Raw genomic sequence first — 15,540 nt, forward strand, 5'->3', positions numbered from 1 at the left:
AACCCATTTACTGCACACCGGTAGCTAAAAGCAAAACAAAAATGACGTACCAATGTCATCCACATCGGTACGTCATTTTTGTACGATATAACATTCAACTTCTATCGGCCAACGCTTGCAACACATCTTGTGGCTGCACGCCGACCGCACGCCACAATGCGAGCAAATGATAGAGCAAATCGGCGGACTCACTGGCGACTGTCCCTGGCTCGCCGGTCAATTCGGATCGAAGCGAGGCAAGCGCCACTTCAACCGCTTCTTCACCGACTTTCTTGCCGATCTTCTCCGTACCATGCGCGAATAAGTACGTCGTATATGAGCCTTCCGGGCGCTCTCGAAACCGGCTGTCAATCACCTGCCAGAGGCGAACCAACGTCTCGAAGTCCGCAGATTCCAAAAGTCTTGAGCTATCATCTTCTGCAGAACGTTCCCCTACCTCATGCAGAGTTGTTATCCGTGTCCTGTCGCCAGCCTCGCGAGCCGACTCCAAAGCGGCATTGCCTTCGCTGTGCACATCTACTGCGACGGGCTCCGTTTCGTTGTGCGAGACACTGCGATAAAAGCAGCTCGTTTCGCCCGTGTGGCAGGCGGGGCCATCCGGGCGGACGAGATAAAGCACCGTATCCCCATCGCAGTCCATGCGCACATCCACGATGTGCTGAACGTTCCCAGACGTAGCACCTTTGTGCCAATACGACTGACGGGACCTGCTCCAAAACCACGCCTGCTGCGTCGCCAGTGTCCGCTTTAGGGCCTCTCGATTGGCGTACGCGACCATCAACACCTGACCCGTCTCCGCGTCTTGAACGACAACGGGGACAAGTCCCGTCGTTGAATCGTAGCGTACCAGTGATAGATCGACCGTTTCCTTCGTCATTGGTATGTCCATCGAATGGGTACCCCCCGCCCTCGGCAATGCGCCTTCACTTCGCGGATGCCCGTCTCCGCGAAATGGAAGACGCTCGCAGCGAGCGCCGCATCCGCTTGGCCGTCCGTCAGTACATCGTAGAAGTGTTCCTTTTTCCCTGCACCACCACTGGCAATGACCGGAATGTTGACCGCCGAAGCGACCGACTTGGTCAGCTGGATGTCGAATCCGTCTCGCGTGCCATCCTGACGAAAACTCGTCAAAAGAATCTCACCTGCGCCGAGCTTCTCGACGCGGCGAGCCCATTCGATAACGTCCGTCCCCGTCCCAACTTTGCCGCCTTTAACCATGACCTCGTATTCGCCCATCGTCTCGTTCAAATTGGCGTCGATAGCGACGACAATACACTGCTCCCCGAATCGGTGTGCAGCTTCTTTGACCAGTGTTGGGTTGCGTACTGCACCCGTGTTGATGGAGACCTTATCGGCCCCTGCGAGAAGCAAGTCACCCACGTCGTCCACGGACGACACGCCGCCACCGACGGTGAGGGGGATGTTCGTCTGTGCCGCCACCTGCTCAACAACACGCCTTGTGGCAACGCGGCCTTCTTCGGACGCGGAAATGTCGAGCAGGACTAGTTCGTCGGCTCCTTGTTCGCAGTACAGTTTGGCGAGTTCCACCGGGTTTCCGGCGTCCCGCCTGTCGTTTAAAAATCCAACATGCTTGACGACTCGACCATCCAAAACGTCAAAACAAGGAACAATGCGCTTCGTCAGCATGTGCGTTCCCCCTCAGCAAGACGCGTCAAGACGCGCTTTAAATCAAGCTTGCCAGCGTACAGTGACTTGCCCGCAACTGCGCCGCTGATTCCCCGTTGCATGGCCGCGATGACGTCCTCCTCATCGCGGATGCCGCCCGATGCAATCGCGTGTAGACCGATGCCTTCGACCGACGCGGCGAGGTCCAAGTTGGCTCCCGAAAGCGTGCCGTCCCGTTCGACGTCGGTCACCAGCGCGTGACGAACGCCGGCTTCGTACAAGGCCTTAGCCAACTCCAAGATGGGTGTGTCCGTCTGTTCGATCCACCCATCCACCGCCAACTTTCCGTCACGGCCGTCCAGTCCCGCCACCAAGCGATCCGCCCCAAACTCCGACACCCATACAGCCATTTGCTCGACATTTCGCGATGCCGTTCCGATCACGACGCGCGCCACACCGCACGCCAACCAATCTTCGATGGCGTCGCTCGTGCGAATGCCGCCACCTACTTCCACCTGTGCACCGTACGACTTCGCTGCTTCCACGATGCCCTCGATAACGTCGCGGTTGACGCTTTGGCCTTGCTTGGCGCCGTCGAGATCGACAACGTGCAGAAACGTTGCACCACTCTCACACCACTGCCGCGCCACGGCAACTGGATCCTCGCTATACTCTGTTTTTGCCGCGTAGTCACCCTTGAATAGCCGCACGCACCGCCCGCCGAGAATGTCGATGGCCGGGTAAAGTACAAATCTTGCTGCAGTCACAAAGCCATCTCCTCTCCCGCCTGCCACTTCGCAGACAGTCGGACAAAGTTGCGAAGAATCTGCTCGCCCACTTCGCCACTCTTCTCCGGGTGGAACTGTGCACCCATAACGTTGCGGCGACCTACGACGGCTGGAACTTCGACACCACCGTACGTCGACGAAGCGAGAACGTAGTCATGCGTACCTGGATCCACGTGATACGAGTGGACGAAATAGACGTAGTCGCCAACCGACACGCCCGCCAGCAGGGGATGACTGGAGTCGACTTTGTCGAGCGAATTCCACCCCATATGCGGCACTTTCACGCCGCCGCCAAATCGCACGACATCGCCAGGTAAGAGTCCAATACCCATGTTCCGACCGTGTTCAAAACTGGAAGTAAAGAGGAGTTGCATGCCGAGGCAGATGCCGAGCAACGGCCTGCCCTCGCGAGCAATTTGGCGAATCACCGAGTTAAGCCCGACGGCGCGCAGATGGAACATGGCATCCCCGTAGGCGCCGACACCCGGCAGAATGACGCCGGATATACTGTCGGGCGCTTCTCTTGTGATCCGCTCCCAATCGTCCGCCCCGCGCACGACAACTGTCTCCGTTTCTGCGCGCAAGAAGCCATTTCGAACGCTCGACAAATTGCTGACTCCCGAATCCAATATCGCGATCACTCCAGAACCCCCTTACTGCTCGGCACCCCGCCACCAGACAGTTCGACTGACTGCCGCAAGGCCGCACCCATGGCTTTGAACAGGCCTTCCACCATATGGTGATTGTTCTCGCCGTACAAGATGGCTAAATGAAGCGCCATTCTGCCTTCGTTTGCCACGGATTTAAAGAACTCGGATACGAGTTCCGTCGGGAACGATCCAATGCGCTCATTTGTAAACGACGCCAACAGCCTGAATGCCGGCCGCCCCGACAGATCGAGCACGCAGCGTGCGAGGGTCTCGTCCATGGGTGTGTGCCGTTCTCCGTAGCGGCGAATCCCGACCTTGTTGCCGAGAGCCTGAGAAATGGCCTTCCCCAGGCAGAGGCCGATGTCTTCGACGAGGTGGTGATCGTCAACGTCGATGTCTCCGTCCGCTTCCACAGTGAGATCGAACTGGCCGTGGACAGCGAACAGGTGCAGCATGTGGCGCAAAAATGGCACTGGGAAGTCGAGCTTTGTTTGCCCCGTACCGTGTAGGTTCAACTCTAGGTGAATACCCGTTTCACCCGTTTCCCGCGTGACCGTCGATTGAAATGTTGGGCCATCTGGATTCTGTCCTTGACTCCGGTCCGTTTGTTGGTTGTTGCGCTGCTCATCAGCCACGGTTGTCCGCCTCCCTTCGCACCAGTACAGCTCGTGCGTGCGCTTCGAGCGATTCCGCCCTAGCGAGTGTCACAATGTGATCCGTGTGGGCCCGAAGCGTATCAGCCGAGTACGCCACGACGCTCATCCGCCGCAAAAAGTCGTGCACACCGAGCCCACTCGCGTACCTCGCGCTGCCGTGCGTGGGCAACACGTGGTTTGACCCAGCGTAATAATCGCCCACCGGTTCCGGCGTGTACCCCCCGAGGAATACGGCTCCGGCAAATTGGATATCCGGCAAAAATCGCTCCGGCTCGTCCGCCAGGACTTCCACGTGCTCAGGTGCGACGCGGTTGAGCAACTGGATGGCATCCTCCAGGCGATCCACTTTCACCAACGCGCCCCAACGATTCAGTGCCTCGGCCGCGATCTCCCGCCGCGGCAAGGTAGCCAGTTGCGCCTCCAATTCGACCGCAACCGCTTGGAGTAGGGCTCTCGAATTGCTGACGCAAAGTGCTCCAGCTTCGACATCGTGTTCCGCCTGCGCCAACATGTCAGCTGCGACGAAACGAGCGTCCGCATTCTCGTCGGCCACGATGAACACTTCACTCGGGCCCGCAATGCTGTCGATGCCAACGTCCCCCATGACCTGCTTCTTGGACAAGGCGACATACAAATTTCCCGGACCGACAATCTTGTCCACCTTCGGAATCGATGGTGTCCCGTATGCGAGTGCCGCGATGGCCTGCGCACCGCCCACACGATACACCTCGTCGACGCCGAGCAAATACGCCGCGGCCAGGACATCTTGATGGGGCAACCCGTCCGGCCCTGGCGGTGACATCAAAGCAATGGAACGAACGCCGGCGACTTGAGCGGGAATGACGTCCATCAACACCGTTGACGGATACGCACCGCGGCCCCCAGGCGCATAGACGCCAACACGTCGTAAGGCCCGCCACACCATGCCGAGTTGTTCGCCGTGATCGCCATAAAGTGTAAAGTCCTCCGGCCACTGGGCTTCATGGAACGTCCGAATCCGATCCGCCGCCGCCTGTAAGGCCTCCCGGGTCTCCGTCGACAGCGCGTGGTACGCCGCCTCCAGTTCACCAGTTGGGACGCGAAACGAGAAAGCTTCGTCGTTCGCCGACGCAACCCCATCGAGCGTTGTCGTCCAGTGCCTCAACGCGGCATCACCCCGCTGACGTACGTCCCGAATGATTTCATCCACACGGACAGCCGCATCAAGTGCTGTTGATGGTGTCCGCTGCCACTCAAATTCCTCTAGTTCAACGATTCGCATCATATTCTGTGCCGCCTTCCCCCCGGGATAACTCGCTTCAACCGCTCGGTCATTTCAACGATCCACCGATGTTTCATGCGGTAGCTTGACCGGTTGGCCACCAGCCGAGCCGAGATATCGTGAACGGAGTCGAACACTTCCAGCCCGTTCGCCTTGAGTGTCGATCCCGTCTGAACCAAATCAAAAATCCGATCCGTTAGCCCAATCACACTCGCCAATTCAATCGACCCCGACAATGGCACGATCTCAATCGACTGTCCCTGACCCCGAAAGTATGCGTCTGCCAACTTCGGATACTTGGTTGCCACGCGTTCAGGCCGACGCGTCTTATCCGCTGGCAGTCCGGCTACGCACAAGCGGCATTTGGCGACTTGGAGATCGAGCAATTCGTACATTTCCTTCTGCTGTTCAAGTAAAACATCCTTCCCCACCACACCGAGATCTGCGACACCGTAACTCACGTACGTCGGAACATCAGCAGGCTTAGCCAGTAAGTAGCGAAGGACTGTACCAAATGGTGAGTCCACTTCAAAGACCAACGCTCGACTGTCATCCATGTCCGGCGGCAACGGGATACCTGCATCACGCCACATGGGCAAGAGATCATCCACGGTACGCCCCTTGGCAAGGGCAATGGTCAACATGCTCCCGTCCCTCCCTCGTCATCCGTTTCATGCGTAGCGGCCCGCAAGACGGCCATCACTCGTTCGACCTCAAATGCAAGTCCAATGGCCGGTGCGGACGCACCGAACTGCTCCAACAAATCGTCGTAACGTCCACCTTGTGCGATGGGCGCTCCGACACCAGGTGCAAACATTTCAAACACCAATCCCGTGTAATAGGTGATGTCCCGGTGAAGAGTGAGATCGAACGTGAGGTAATCTGTCAGTCCTCTTTCCTCCACGGCGATAGCCAACGTGCGAAGCGTTTGCCACGCATGGAGCACTTCGCCCCGTGCCGCTTCGTCCAACCACGCCGACTCCGGAATAATCCCGTCTAATCCAGTAGACGAGAACGGTGTCAGTTGCTGAAGGACACTGAGCACGTCAATCGATATGGACAGCGGGAGCAAACTCGTAAATGCCACGTAATCCCCACTGGTGAGACAATTCAGCAAGCGCGGGATACCGTCTTCTGCAATACCAAGCGCGCGAAGCAGGGCCGGTACAAATCTGGCATGACTGACGACTATCTGCGTATCCGACAGTCCAATGGCCAAAGCTGCCTCGTGGCACAATGCCAACATGTCGGCGTCCGACTGATGACCTGCTTCGCCGATGAGTTCGATGCCAACCTGTGTCGACTCCGCCGCCTTCCCACTGGCCCAGGACAGCGACGCGGGATCATTCGTGCGACGATAGACACGCTCCGCATAGCACCAGCGAATGGGCAGTTTCCCTACAGACACGAGCGGTGCGGCCATGCGAGCAATCGACGGCGTCATCTCCGGCCGGAGTGCAATGGTATTTCCACCACCATCAAACAACTGCACCCAGTCTCTCGCTGCCTCGACGGGACGAGCCCGAAGCAAGGTCTCAACATACTCAAAGGCGCCGCTGGAGACGAGTTCATACCCGGCTTTATCAAAAAAATCGATCAGCCCCGACTCAATATGTCTCCGACGCTTCGCAAAATCGGGATAACCATCCTGCATACCCATCGGTCTATCTGCGAAACTCGGTACGATATTTACACCCACTGTATCACCACATCACTCACGATGAATTTGTACTACGCCAACACGGCTAAGACAGTACTCTGAATCGTACTTGCCATTTGCCTCTCTCACTTGCGGTTTGCTTCACTTCCACGACATTTGCTCCACTTCCATGTGGTTTCCTTTAGTACGCTAATATAATAAAGCATACTAACGGAACGAATGATAATTTTCAAGCCCTTCTCTCACTGATGGTTCATTTAATTCACGTCTCCCACAAGAATATAGGTGAAGTTCACTTTCATTGGTATAAACGTTGAAGGATTACTGACATAACTTTTTATCTGTTCTAGATAATTTTTTCTTTACAAACCACATTTCCAAGTAAATAATATAGTCAAAATTTTTGGAGTGATAGGAACATGAGTCAGCAACCAGATGCACATGACTTGATTCAAAAGTTTGTCCCAATTGCCGAAGCGGTAGCCGAAACGTTCGGCACGAGGTGTGAGGTCGTCCTACACGATTTAACCCAACCTCAATCCTCTGTCGTATACACCAAGAACGGGCATGTTACGGGACGACATATTGGACAGTCTTTTCGCCATCTGGTGCAACAAGTATTGAGATCGAAAAAGTTTAAGAACGATCACGTTAGCGGGTACAAGACAACGACTTCTGACGGGCGGACTGTCAAGTCGACCACGGCACTGATTCGAGATCACGAAGGTGTCGCCATCGGTGCGTTTTGTATCAACTTCGACGTGCACAGCCTACTGCAATCTCAAGGCGTCATTCATGAGTTGGTCGCCATGGATGAACCGGAGGAGGAGCAAGGCGAACGGGAGATTGTGGACAATGTCTGGACCGTCGTCACGGACCTAATCCACCACGCGGTCAACGAATCCGCCGTCCCGGTTGACCAGATGAGTAAGGTAGACAAGATGAGAGTGGTATCGTTCCTGGACTCCAAGGGTTTGTTTCTGATCAAAGGGGCAATCGATGAAGTTGCACGCATTCTAGACCTATCCAAAGTAACCGTATACGGGTATCTGGAAGCATTAAAAACAGCGTCGACTGAACCGTAATCTTGGTTCCGACTGTTGTCGAGAGTCGAAAGTGAAGGAGACATCTATGAGCGAGCTTGTATGTTTAAGCCAAGAAAATCTTCTTGAACTAATCACGCTACCGGTCGCGATAAAAGCTGTGCAAGACGCGTACATTGCGCACGTAAACGGTAACGGCCTGATTTACCCTGTTGTACGCGAGCCACTAGACAAAACATCAGTGTTTGGAATCAAATCTGGGTACCTTGTCAGCAAAAAAATATTGGGCTTAAAGGCTGCCGGTTTTTGGGGCAACAATCGCAGCCGTGGGGAAGAATCGCATCAAGCGACCATTTTGATCGTCGACCCAGATTCCGGAAAACCGCGGGCCTTCCTCGATGGAAATTACATCACGACCATTCGTACAGCAGCGGCGGGTGCCCTAGGCATCGAATTGTTCGCCGCCAAGGATATAACCAAACTGGCGGTCATCGGAACCGGACATCAAGGCATTGCGCAGACGAAGGCGGCATTACATGTCCGGCCGGGAATTCAGGAAATTCGTTGTTACAGCCGATCCGGCAATGTACAAAACTTCATCGATGCGTTTAGTCAGCAGGTCACCGTAAAGACATTCGGGAGCCCAGACGAGGCAATCAAAGACGCCGAGGTTGTCATCACGACAACAGCTTCCACTGAACCGCTGGTTGCATTGGAGGCACTACAACCGGGAGTCCATGTCAACGCAATTGGTTCGGATACCGCAGGAAAGTCCGAGTTGCACGAATCTGTTCTGCATGCCGCGCGTGTATTCGTTGACGATGAGACGCAATCGCGATCGATTGGCGAGTTACAAGGACTGCCAACAGTCGAAGCCGTTCCGATTGGCAAGGTACTTACTGGAGAGTTGCCAGGACGGCAATCAAACGAGCAGATCACCGTATTCGACTCCACGGGAATTGCTTTACAGGATCTGACCACGGCGGCAGTCGCACTGGAACTGGCCAAGCAGCAAAATATCGGTGCCCGGTTAAGTTGGTAACTTCTCAACCGGGCAATGTCTGCCGCAAGTTTGGGTAGCAGGGTCAACAAGCGTGGATACTCCATCTAGTAGTAGTCGAAATAAGGAGGGTTAGGTAATGAATCGTGAAAGCGTATTATATCGCCGTTTAGACGACTCGTCTTTTACTGGACGACATGGCAAACTGTACACTGTCATCATCCTTGGTCACCTGTTCGACGGTTTTGACATCAACATGATTGGCTTTGTTCTCGCTGGTGTCGTTGCGACATTCGGCTTGAAATCTTCTCAGGCAGGATTTTTGGCCTCAAGCGCATTCCTTGGCATGGCTGTGGGTTCGGCCGTGATCGGTCCGCTTGTGGACAAGGTCGGCCGCAAGCGAGGCTTAATCATCGCAATCATTATTTATGCAATCTTCAGTCTCCTGTGTGCCTTTGCCCACAGCTATGCCTCTCTCTTATTGTTCCGTATTCTTGAGGGTGTCGGTCTTGGCGCAGAAATCCCCGTCGTATTCACGTATCTGGGCGAATTTATGCCGACAGCCTATCGTTCACGCATGTTGGCCTCCAGTGTATTTTTCTGGCAGGCAGCCAGTGTCATCGCAGCATTGGTTGCCATCGTACTCGTACCTCACTTCGGTTGGAGAGCCATGTTCGTTGCTGGTGTCATCCCAGCCATTGTCGTCCTCCTTATCTGGAGTCTCGTACCAGAGAGTGTGCGATTCCTCATTCAGCGAGGCAGATTGGAAGATGCCGAGCGAATCGTCGATAGCATTTCGACAGTGAGCGCCGCCGAAGTTTCTGTCGCCGCCGACACGCCATCGGTACCTCATAAAGTCTCCACCCGTCGTATATTTGCCGGCAATTACGGGCGTCTGACTACCGGCGTATGGATCATGCAATTTGTAGGCGGGTTTGTATTCTTTGGGTTAGCTACATGGTTGCCGTCAATATTTACGAAGATGGGGTTCAGTTTTGTCCACAGCTTGGCCTATACCGCCGTCATTACTGGATCCGGAGCAATTGGAAATGTTGTGGGCGGCCTTCTTTCGGACAAGCTGGGAACCCGTCGAACGCTGACAACGTTCTTTTTACTAGGCGGCATTTTCCTCATGCTGTGGGGCACGGCCCATACGCCCGGTACGATGATGCTCATCGGTATCCTTGCGGCGTTCTTCGGCTTCGGGGGTGCCGGCGGAGTGCTGTTTGCCTACACGAGTGCACTATACCCGACGACCGTTCGCGCCACGGGGACCGGCTGGGCAGCATTGTGGCAGAGAATGGGTGGTATCGTCGCCCCATACTTGTTAGGGGTCCTAATCGGTCTCCATGTATCGGCGTACATTTTCTTCCTACTCCTCGGCATGCTCATGTTAGTAGGAACTGCCGCCGCGATCTGGCTAACCCACGAGTTGTCAAACAAGTCTTTGGAGCAGATTGACAGCGAAATTTCAATGTAAGAGAGGTGGAACCCAATGCCGTATTTTTGCTCCGATGAACACATCATTCATTACGAAACCATTGGATCAGGCAAGCCAATTCTTTTGATTCACGGGTTCACGAATCATGGATTTGCTTGGTTTCCCCAGATCAGTGACCTGGTATACGAAGGTTATCAAGTGATTCTGCCTGACTTACCTGGTCACGGAATGTCAAAACCATGCGACCGCACCGTCACAGTCTCGGGGATGGCCAATTTAATCATCCAGTTGTTGGGCTCTCTACACATTGAACGCACAAGTGTTTGCGGATTGTCTCTTGGTGGAATGATCGTTCAAACACTATTGATAAATCATGCGATACACATTGAGCGCGCAGTGATCGCCAATTCATCGTCAAACTTCACAAGCGAACAAGCGCGTGTGAATGTCGAAGGATGGATCCAAACTTTAATTCAACCCAACGGTCCTGAACGGCGATTAGAAAACACGTGGACAAAACTCGTGCGCCCCTCATTTCGTGACACAGCGCTTGGCCGTAGTGTATATGCAGCGTGGATGAATGTGAATCGTCGCGTAGACGGACAGGCGCTGGCTCGTGTCGCTAACGGAATGAAGCAGTTTGATAGCCGGACCCGCCTGCCAGAAGTTACAGTGCCCACATTAGTAATCGGGGGCAGATACGACGAACTCATTCCCGCTGCGGAGGCAGAGTTTATCCATAAGCAGATACCAAACTCAGAACTCGTGGTCATTGAGGAAGCAGGACATCTATCCAACCTCGACGCAGCTGACCAATTTAATCTGGCATTGCTCAGCTTTTTACGCCAGTCATAATGTGGAATTGTATCTGGTCAACCAATTTATACGGAAGGGGCTCCGCACGAGCCCCTTCCCGCAATGACACTACTTCTGCGAACGGAAAGGTGTAGGCATATCAACCTATCGTTATCTTCATCATCGTATCGGCATTTCTCTGAAACTCGTATGGTACCCGAATTTCTTCTACAGCCCATCCCTGCTCACGAACCCATCCCGTCAAATCATCCATGAATATCGGTTTCCGTCCATGTCAACCGTCGGGAAGATACGAATTTCCTCTCTTGTCACTCTCGCGAGTTCCTTTATCGTGCGAATGTGAAAGTCATAGTCAAGCCGTTCAGCATAAGTAAACAGAAAATGAGCTGAAAGTGTCAGGTCAAATTGCTTATCTGCAAACGGTAAGTTCGGCAGGACAGTGGGAACATAACAGGTTAGACCCCACCTTTTCATATCTGCAACACACTCTGTCAGTGGTAGCGTTCGAGCACGCCTTAAGCCATCAACATCTTTAAAATAATCCCATTTATAGTGACTCACATCCCGCATGTGATGCTCAAAAAAATGAGCGTGCCCGTTTCGAGCACGCTTGTTATCTAAAGGTCCCCCGCTTCAAAAACGAGTCGATGTGCAACCTAACAGGCAACACGAACTCAATCGATGGAACCAGTCTCTTGATAACGCTTCGCCATGATGTCGATTTCCTTCTTGAGTTCCGACACGAGATCCGCTTCGGGAATCTTCCGCACGACTTCGCCTTTCCTGAACAGAAGCCCTTCTCCCCGCGCACCGGCAATTCCGATATCCGCTTCACGTGCTTCCCCAGGGCCGTTCACGGCGCAACCTAGGACGGAGACCTTGATGGGCGCTTTGATATTCTGCGTGTACTCCTCGATCTCGTTCGCAATACTGATCAAGTCAATATCGATCCGACCACACGTCGGACACGACACAATCGTGACCGCATCGGAAACAATGTGGAACGTTTTGAGCAGTTCCCGTGCAACCTTGATCTCTTCTACAGGGTCCGCACTCAGCGATACGCGCATCGTATTGCCAATGCCCATGCCAAGCAGTGTTCCAAGCCCGGCGGAGCTCTTGATGGTCCCGCTAAAGAGCGTCCCGGACTCCGTGATACCAAGATGTAACGGGTAGCGGAACGTCTCCGCCGCCAATCTATAAGCGTCAATAGCAAGTGGAACGTCGGATGCTTTCATGGAAATGATAATGTCGTCGAAATCGAGATCCTCAAGGATGCTCACGTGGTGTTGCGCGCTTTCCAGCATCCCCTCGGCTGTTGGATACCCGTACTTCTCCAGGATGTGCCGCTCAAGCGATCCGGCATTCACACCGATTCGGATAGGAATCCCGCGTTCTTTACAGGCGTTTACGACAGCCTCAACCCGATCCCGCTTACCAATGTTCCCCGGATTGATCCGCACTTTGTCGATCCCGTTTTCAATGGCCTGCAACGCCAAACGATAATCGAAATGAATGTCCGCGACCAGCGGGATATGAATTTGCCGCTTGATGTCCCGAATCGCCTCTGCTGCTTCCTTTGTATTCACCGTCACACGAACCACTTGACACCCGGCGTCTTCTAATCGATGGATTTGTTCGACTGTTCCCTTTACATCAGCGGTCTTGGTTGTTGTCATGCTCTGTATGATGACCTGGTTGTTCCCACCAATGACAACATCCCCTACTCGCACTGGTTTGGTCTCATCGCGACGATACATAAGATTCGTCTCCCCATATAATTCGCCTGTGCTCTGACAGAACGGATAATTTTTTAACGTTTAGTGGATGGTGCTTGTCTAGATAAATTTTATCATAAGACAGTTCCATCCTAACGAAAGGGAACAGGTCATTCAACTGCTTTCGGTATACGCGAAGTAAACATCGTGTGAATTTTGCCCATCGGATCGCTCCTAACCAATCAGTCCGTGCGCTCAAGTTGTAGTCATCCCGGAAACAATGCCAGGCATCACCTGTCTTCATTCAAGTCCCCAGGCAATACTATAGTCGAGGTGATGTGAAGATGGGAGAGCGCTCTGAATTTACACCTGGTTACGAAGCGCCAAACACGGGGGTCTATATTGAAGTTGGGACTCATCCCGACAGTGGAGAACTGCATCATCCGAAGCGTATCCACCTCCACAAGGGAGACAGATTCCCGGAGACGACAAATTCGGATCGGAAATGGCGTCGGATAAAGACTAACAAACAACACTAACCAGAGCACGGCGGCGGTGCGAACTTCGCACTGCCAGCACCGTATTCGTCACTTTAGCGCTGTACAGGAACAGCCTTGATGGTCGCAAACACCTCGCCCATAATGGTTGGAGAATCAAACATTGAGGTTTTTGCCCAAAGGAGGATCCGGTTTGACAACAGCACAGACACAAACTGCGCGTGTAATCGAACAAACTGAACGATATGGCGCTCAAAACTATAAACCCTTACCTATCGTGATCCACAAGGCTGAGCGGATCTGGGTCGAAGATCCTGAAGGTAATCGCTACATGGATATGCTCAGTGCTTACTCAGCCCTAAACCAAGGACATCGCCATCCACGGATCATTGAAGCCTTAAAGGAACAAGCTGATTTGGTCACGTTAACATCGCGAGCATTTCACAGCGACAAGCTCGGACCATTTTACGAAAAGCTTTCCCACCTTACGAAAAAAGATAAAATCCTGCCAATGAACACAGGTGCAGAGGCAGTCGAGACCGCTGTCAAAGCCGTTCGCCGGTGGGCGTACGACGTGAAGAAGGTACCGGACAATCAAGCGGAAATCATCGTCAGCGAAGGGAATTTTCATGGCCGCACCGTTGCTGCCATTTCCATGTCCTCTCACGCTGAGTACCAACGGGGATTCGGCCCCCTTACACCAGGGTTCAAAGTTGTTCCGTATGGTGACCTGGAGGCGTTGAAAGCCGCTATCACACCGAATACCGCCGCATTCATCACAGAACCCATTCAAGGCGAAGCAGGTATTATTATCCCAGAAGAAGGGTTCCTAAAAGCGGCCTATGATCTCTGCAAGCAAAATAACGTTCTCTTTGTCGCAGACGAGATCCAAACCGGATTCGGCCGAACTGGCAAACTGTTCGCCTCCAATTGGGAAAACGTAACACCGGATGTGTACATTCTTGGCAAAGCGCTTGGTGGCGGTGTTTTTCCGGTCTCTGCTGTTGCAGCGGATCATGAGATATTAGATGTATTCGAACCAGGATCCCACGGTTCGACATTCGGCGGAAATCCATTGGCGGCGGCCGTGGCTATCGCATCCATGGATGTCGTTGTTGAGGAGAAGTTGGCGGATCGATCACTGGAATTGGGCAACTACTTTATGAACCAGTTGCGGACGATTCGCAATCCACATATCGTCGACCTTCGCGGTCGCGGTCTGTTTATCGGCCTTGAACTCGACGGCCCAGCTCGTCCCTACTGTGAAAAACTGATGGCGGAGGGCCTGCTCTGCAAAGAAACACATGATAACGTCATCCGGTTCGCACCACCGCTCATCATCGAGAAGCATGAATTGGATGATGCCGTTGGGCGGATTCGCAAAGTCCTCGAGGCATAAAGTTCCACAGTCCCGAAACATACAGGTCAACCCCAACACAAGGCGTTGAAAAAGTTCGGTATATGGGCAGTCGGCTTATGCTGACTGCCCATTTGAGTGTGTCGTGTACGCTTGTTCGTTTCATTCCTCCTTTACGCTTCATGCGTCTGGGGAGCAAATGATCCGACCGGTTCCGCTGCCGTGGTTGCTCAAACATTCCGAATACGGCCAGGCGATCTTCGTCGCGTTAGATCTGCTCAATTGAGGATTTCAACTGACAATTATGGAATCGTATTTATCAATGGTGTCCCGGTACTGATCGATCAACCCAACGAAAACACATCCAACTTTAACCCAGGTAGAACTTTTAACGTTCGACCTTTTCTTCTGGTTGGAAAAAACGACATTGTCATTGCAGGCTTCAATTTTCCTCCCGGATCACTCAGATCACCTTCGAACCCCGCTGGGATTGCGGCTTTACTTCGGATCAATATGAGTCGTTAAACAATGTGAAATAGAGAAGCTTCAACAGCAGCCCGCTTCCGCGGGTTCTTCTTTTTGAATGAAAAACGAACCAGGTGGGGATGGTGTCTGAACGCAATTACGCAGAGACTTCCGTCACGAACAATCGGTTGGCTATGAGCGATCCACGCTCGAGGTACGGTCACCACGACGATTCTGACGCTTCTGTATCCTTGGCTCGTCGGTTTGTTTCCGGCGCCGACGACTGAATGCCGACTTAAGAACAGTCCAAAACATTGCCGCTAAAAGGAAGAACTTAATCCAGAATGGAATAACGAACAGGAAAAAACCAAGTGCTCTATTAGGCAGATACTGCAGTATCAACAGGCCAATCCAGTCGTTCCACGTAACAGGCATCTGAAACGGTGCGTTCCATCCAATCCAACGGTTAAAATCGTACAACGACTTAAGCCCTTCAATGTGCACCGCATGGTTCCAGAAAATATTCCCAAACACCATTGTATCGGCAGACCAACTCATGCTA

The 15,540-nt window shown here is 53.2% G+C and carries 17 protein-coding genes; 6 read left to right on the forward strand and 11 right to left on the reverse strand.

Features of this window, described 5'->3' with window-relative positions:
* Positions 1–94 precede the first annotated feature (94 nt).
* From hisIE to NZD86_RS16800, 8 genes are read right to left on the reverse strand one after another with little or no spacing between them, the layout of a single operon-like run.
* Entirely contained in the window at positions 95–889 is a 795-nt protein-coding gene (gene hisIE / locus NZD86_RS16765) for a bifunctional phosphoribosyl-AMP cyclohydrolase/phosphoribosyl-ATP diphosphatase HisIE (RefSeq protein WP_268043196.1), read from the reverse strand.
* A complete protein-coding gene (hisF, locus tag NZD86_RS16770) occupies positions 874–1,647 on the reverse strand; it encodes an imidazole glycerol phosphate synthase subunit HisF (protein WP_268043197.1) in 774 nt (257 codons plus the stop codon). The genes hisIE and hisF overlap by 16 nt, the downstream gene beginning before the upstream one ends.
* A complete protein-coding gene (hisA, locus tag NZD86_RS16775; protein ID WP_268043198.1) occupies positions 1,641–2,393 on the reverse strand; it encodes a 1-(5-phosphoribosyl)-5-[(5-phosphoribosylamino)methylideneamino]imidazole-4-carboxamide isomerase in 753 nt (250 codons plus the stop codon). Before hisA ends, hisF begins: the two co-directional genes overlap by 7 nt.
* Positions 2,390–3,055 (reverse strand): imidazole glycerol phosphate synthase subunit HisH, encoded by a 666-nt coding sequence (gene hisH / locus NZD86_RS16780; RefSeq protein ID WP_268043199.1) that lies wholly within the window; start codon positions 3,053–3,055, stop codon positions 2,390–2,392. The genes hisA and hisH overlap by 4 nt, the downstream gene beginning before the upstream one ends.
* The gene (gene hisB / locus NZD86_RS16785) at positions 3,052–3,699 is read right to left on the reverse strand and encodes an imidazoleglycerol-phosphate dehydratase HisB (protein WP_268043200.1); all 648 of its coding nucleotides are present in this window, start codon (positions 3,697–3,699) and stop codon (positions 3,052–3,054) included. The genes hisH and hisB overlap by 4 nt, the downstream gene beginning before the upstream one ends.
* Positions 3,692–4,981, reverse strand: a complete 1,290-nt coding sequence (hisD, locus tag NZD86_RS16790) for a histidinol dehydrogenase (RefSeq protein WP_407655265.1) — start codon at positions 4,979–4,981, stop codon at positions 3,692–3,694. Before hisD ends, hisB begins: the two co-directional genes overlap by 8 nt.
* A complete protein-coding gene (gene hisG, locus NZD86_RS16795; protein WP_268043202.1) occupies positions 4,981–5,625 on the reverse strand; it encodes an ATP phosphoribosyltransferase in 645 nt (214 codons plus the stop codon). The genes hisD and hisG overlap by 1 nt, the downstream gene beginning before the upstream one ends.
* The gene (locus NZD86_RS16800) at positions 5,619–6,680 is read right to left on the reverse strand and encodes an ATP phosphoribosyltransferase regulatory subunit (protein WP_268043203.1); all 1,062 of its coding nucleotides are present in this window, start codon (positions 6,678–6,680) and stop codon (positions 5,619–5,621) included. Before NZD86_RS16800 ends, hisG begins: the two co-directional genes overlap by 7 nt.
* A gap of 380 nt (positions 6,681–7,060) precedes the next feature.
* Here NZD86_RS16800 and NZD86_RS16805 point away from each other — a divergent pair, with 380 nt between their 5' ends.
* The 4 genes from NZD86_RS16805 to NZD86_RS16820 all read left to right on the forward strand — a co-directional run bounded on the left by NZD86_RS16805 (position 7,061) and on the right by NZD86_RS16820 (position 10,980).
* Positions 7,061–7,726 (forward strand): helix-turn-helix transcriptional regulator, encoded by a 666-nt coding sequence (locus tag NZD86_RS16805; protein WP_268043204.1) that lies wholly within the window; start codon positions 7,061–7,063, stop codon positions 7,724–7,726.
* Positions 7,727–7,772: 46 nt separating this feature from the next.
* Complete coding sequence (locus NZD86_RS16810) at positions 7,773–8,726, forward strand: ornithine cyclodeaminase family protein (RefSeq protein ID WP_268043205.1); 954 nt, start codon at positions 7,773–7,775, stop codon at positions 8,724–8,726.
* Between the two features lie 97 nt (positions 8,727–8,823).
* Positions 8,824–10,164, forward strand: a complete 1,341-nt coding sequence (locus NZD86_RS16815) for an MFS transporter (protein ID WP_268043206.1) — start codon at positions 8,824–8,826, stop codon at positions 10,162–10,164.
* Between the two features lie 15 nt (positions 10,165–10,179).
* Positions 10,180–10,980: an alpha/beta fold hydrolase gene (locus NZD86_RS16820; protein ID WP_268043207.1), complete on the forward strand. Its 801-nt coding sequence runs from the start codon at positions 10,180–10,182 to the stop codon at positions 10,978–10,980.
* 201 nt (positions 10,981–11,181) lie between these two features.
* On the opposite strand, the gene NZD86_RS16825 is transcribed toward NZD86_RS16820, so the two are convergent.
* Entirely contained in the window at positions 11,182–11,502 is a 321-nt protein-coding gene (locus NZD86_RS16825; RefSeq protein WP_268043208.1) for a class I SAM-dependent methyltransferase, read from the reverse strand.
* 113 nt (positions 11,503–11,615) lie between these two features.
* Positions 11,616–12,701 carry a flavodoxin-dependent (E)-4-hydroxy-3-methylbut-2-enyl-diphosphate synthase gene (ispG, locus tag NZD86_RS16830; RefSeq protein WP_268043210.1) on the reverse strand — a complete coding sequence of 362 codons (1,086 nt, stop codon included), beginning with the start codon at positions 12,699–12,701 and terminating at the stop codon, positions 11,616–11,618.
* A 302-nt stretch (positions 12,702–13,003) separates the two neighbouring features.
* Here ispG and NZD86_RS16835 point away from each other — a divergent pair, with 302 nt between their 5' ends.
* Positions 13,004–13,198 carry a YjzC family protein gene (locus tag NZD86_RS16835; protein ID WP_268043211.1) on the forward strand — a complete coding sequence of 65 codons (195 nt, stop codon included), beginning with the start codon at positions 13,004–13,006 and terminating at the stop codon, positions 13,196–13,198.
* A gap of 151 nt (positions 13,199–13,349) precedes the next feature.
* Complete coding sequence (locus NZD86_RS16840) at positions 13,350–14,555, forward strand: ornithine--oxo-acid transaminase (protein ID WP_268043213.1); 1,206 nt, start codon at positions 13,350–13,352, stop codon at positions 14,553–14,555.
* 615 nt (positions 14,556–15,170) lie between these two features.
* On the opposite strand, the gene NZD86_RS16845 is transcribed toward NZD86_RS16840, so the two are convergent.
* Entirely contained in the window at positions 15,171–15,536 is a 366-nt protein-coding gene (locus NZD86_RS16845; RefSeq protein ID WP_268043214.1) for a hypothetical protein, read from the reverse strand.
* Between the last annotated feature and the right edge of the window lie 4 nt (positions 15,537–15,540).

This window comes from Alicyclobacillus dauci (assembly GCF_026651605.1).
Taxonomy (GTDB): domain Bacteria; phylum Bacillota; class Bacilli; order Alicyclobacillales; family Alicyclobacillaceae; genus Alicyclobacillus; species Alicyclobacillus dauci.

Excerpts from the sequence above, each read along its gene's own strand:
- NZD86_RS16820 (WP_268043207.1), top strand. The coding sequence starts at position 10,180 with ATGCCGTATTTTTGCTCCGATGAACACATCATTCATTACGAAACCATT.
- hisG (WP_268043202.1), bottom strand. The coding sequence starts at position 5,625 with ATGTTGACCATTGCCCTTGCCAAGGGGCGTACCGTGGATGATCTCTTG.
- NZD86_RS16805 (WP_268043204.1), top strand. The coding sequence starts at position 7,061 with ATGAGTCAGCAACCAGATGCACATGACTTGATTCAAAAGTTTGTCCCA.
- hisIE (WP_268043196.1), bottom strand. The coding sequence starts at position 889 with ATGGACATACCAATGACGAAGGAAACGGTCGATCTATCACTGGTACGC.
- NZD86_RS16810 (WP_268043205.1), top strand. The coding sequence starts at position 7,773 with ATGAGCGAGCTTGTATGTTTAAGCCAAGAAAATCTTCTTGAACTAATC.
- hisF (WP_268043197.1), bottom strand. The coding sequence starts at position 1,647 with ATGCTGACGAAGCGCATTGTTCCTTGTTTTGACGTTTTGGATGGTCGA.
- hisD (WP_407655265.1), bottom strand. The coding sequence starts at position 4,981 with ATGCGAATCGTTGAACTAGAGGAATTTGAGTGGCAGCGGACACCATCA.
- NZD86_RS16835 (WP_268043211.1), top strand. The coding sequence starts at position 13,004 with ATGGGAGAGCGCTCTGAATTTACACCTGGTTACGAAGCGCCAAACACG.
- NZD86_RS16815 (WP_268043206.1), top strand. The coding sequence starts at position 8,824 with ATGAATCGTGAAAGCGTATTATATCGCCGTTTAGACGACTCGTCTTTT.
- NZD86_RS16845 (WP_268043214.1), bottom strand. The coding sequence starts at position 15,536 with ATGAGTTGGTCTGCCGATACAATGGTGTTTGGGAATATTTTCTGGAAC.
- ispG (WP_268043210.1), bottom strand. The coding sequence starts at position 12,701 with ATGTATCGTCGCGATGAGACCAAACCAGTGCGAGTAGGGGATGTTGTC.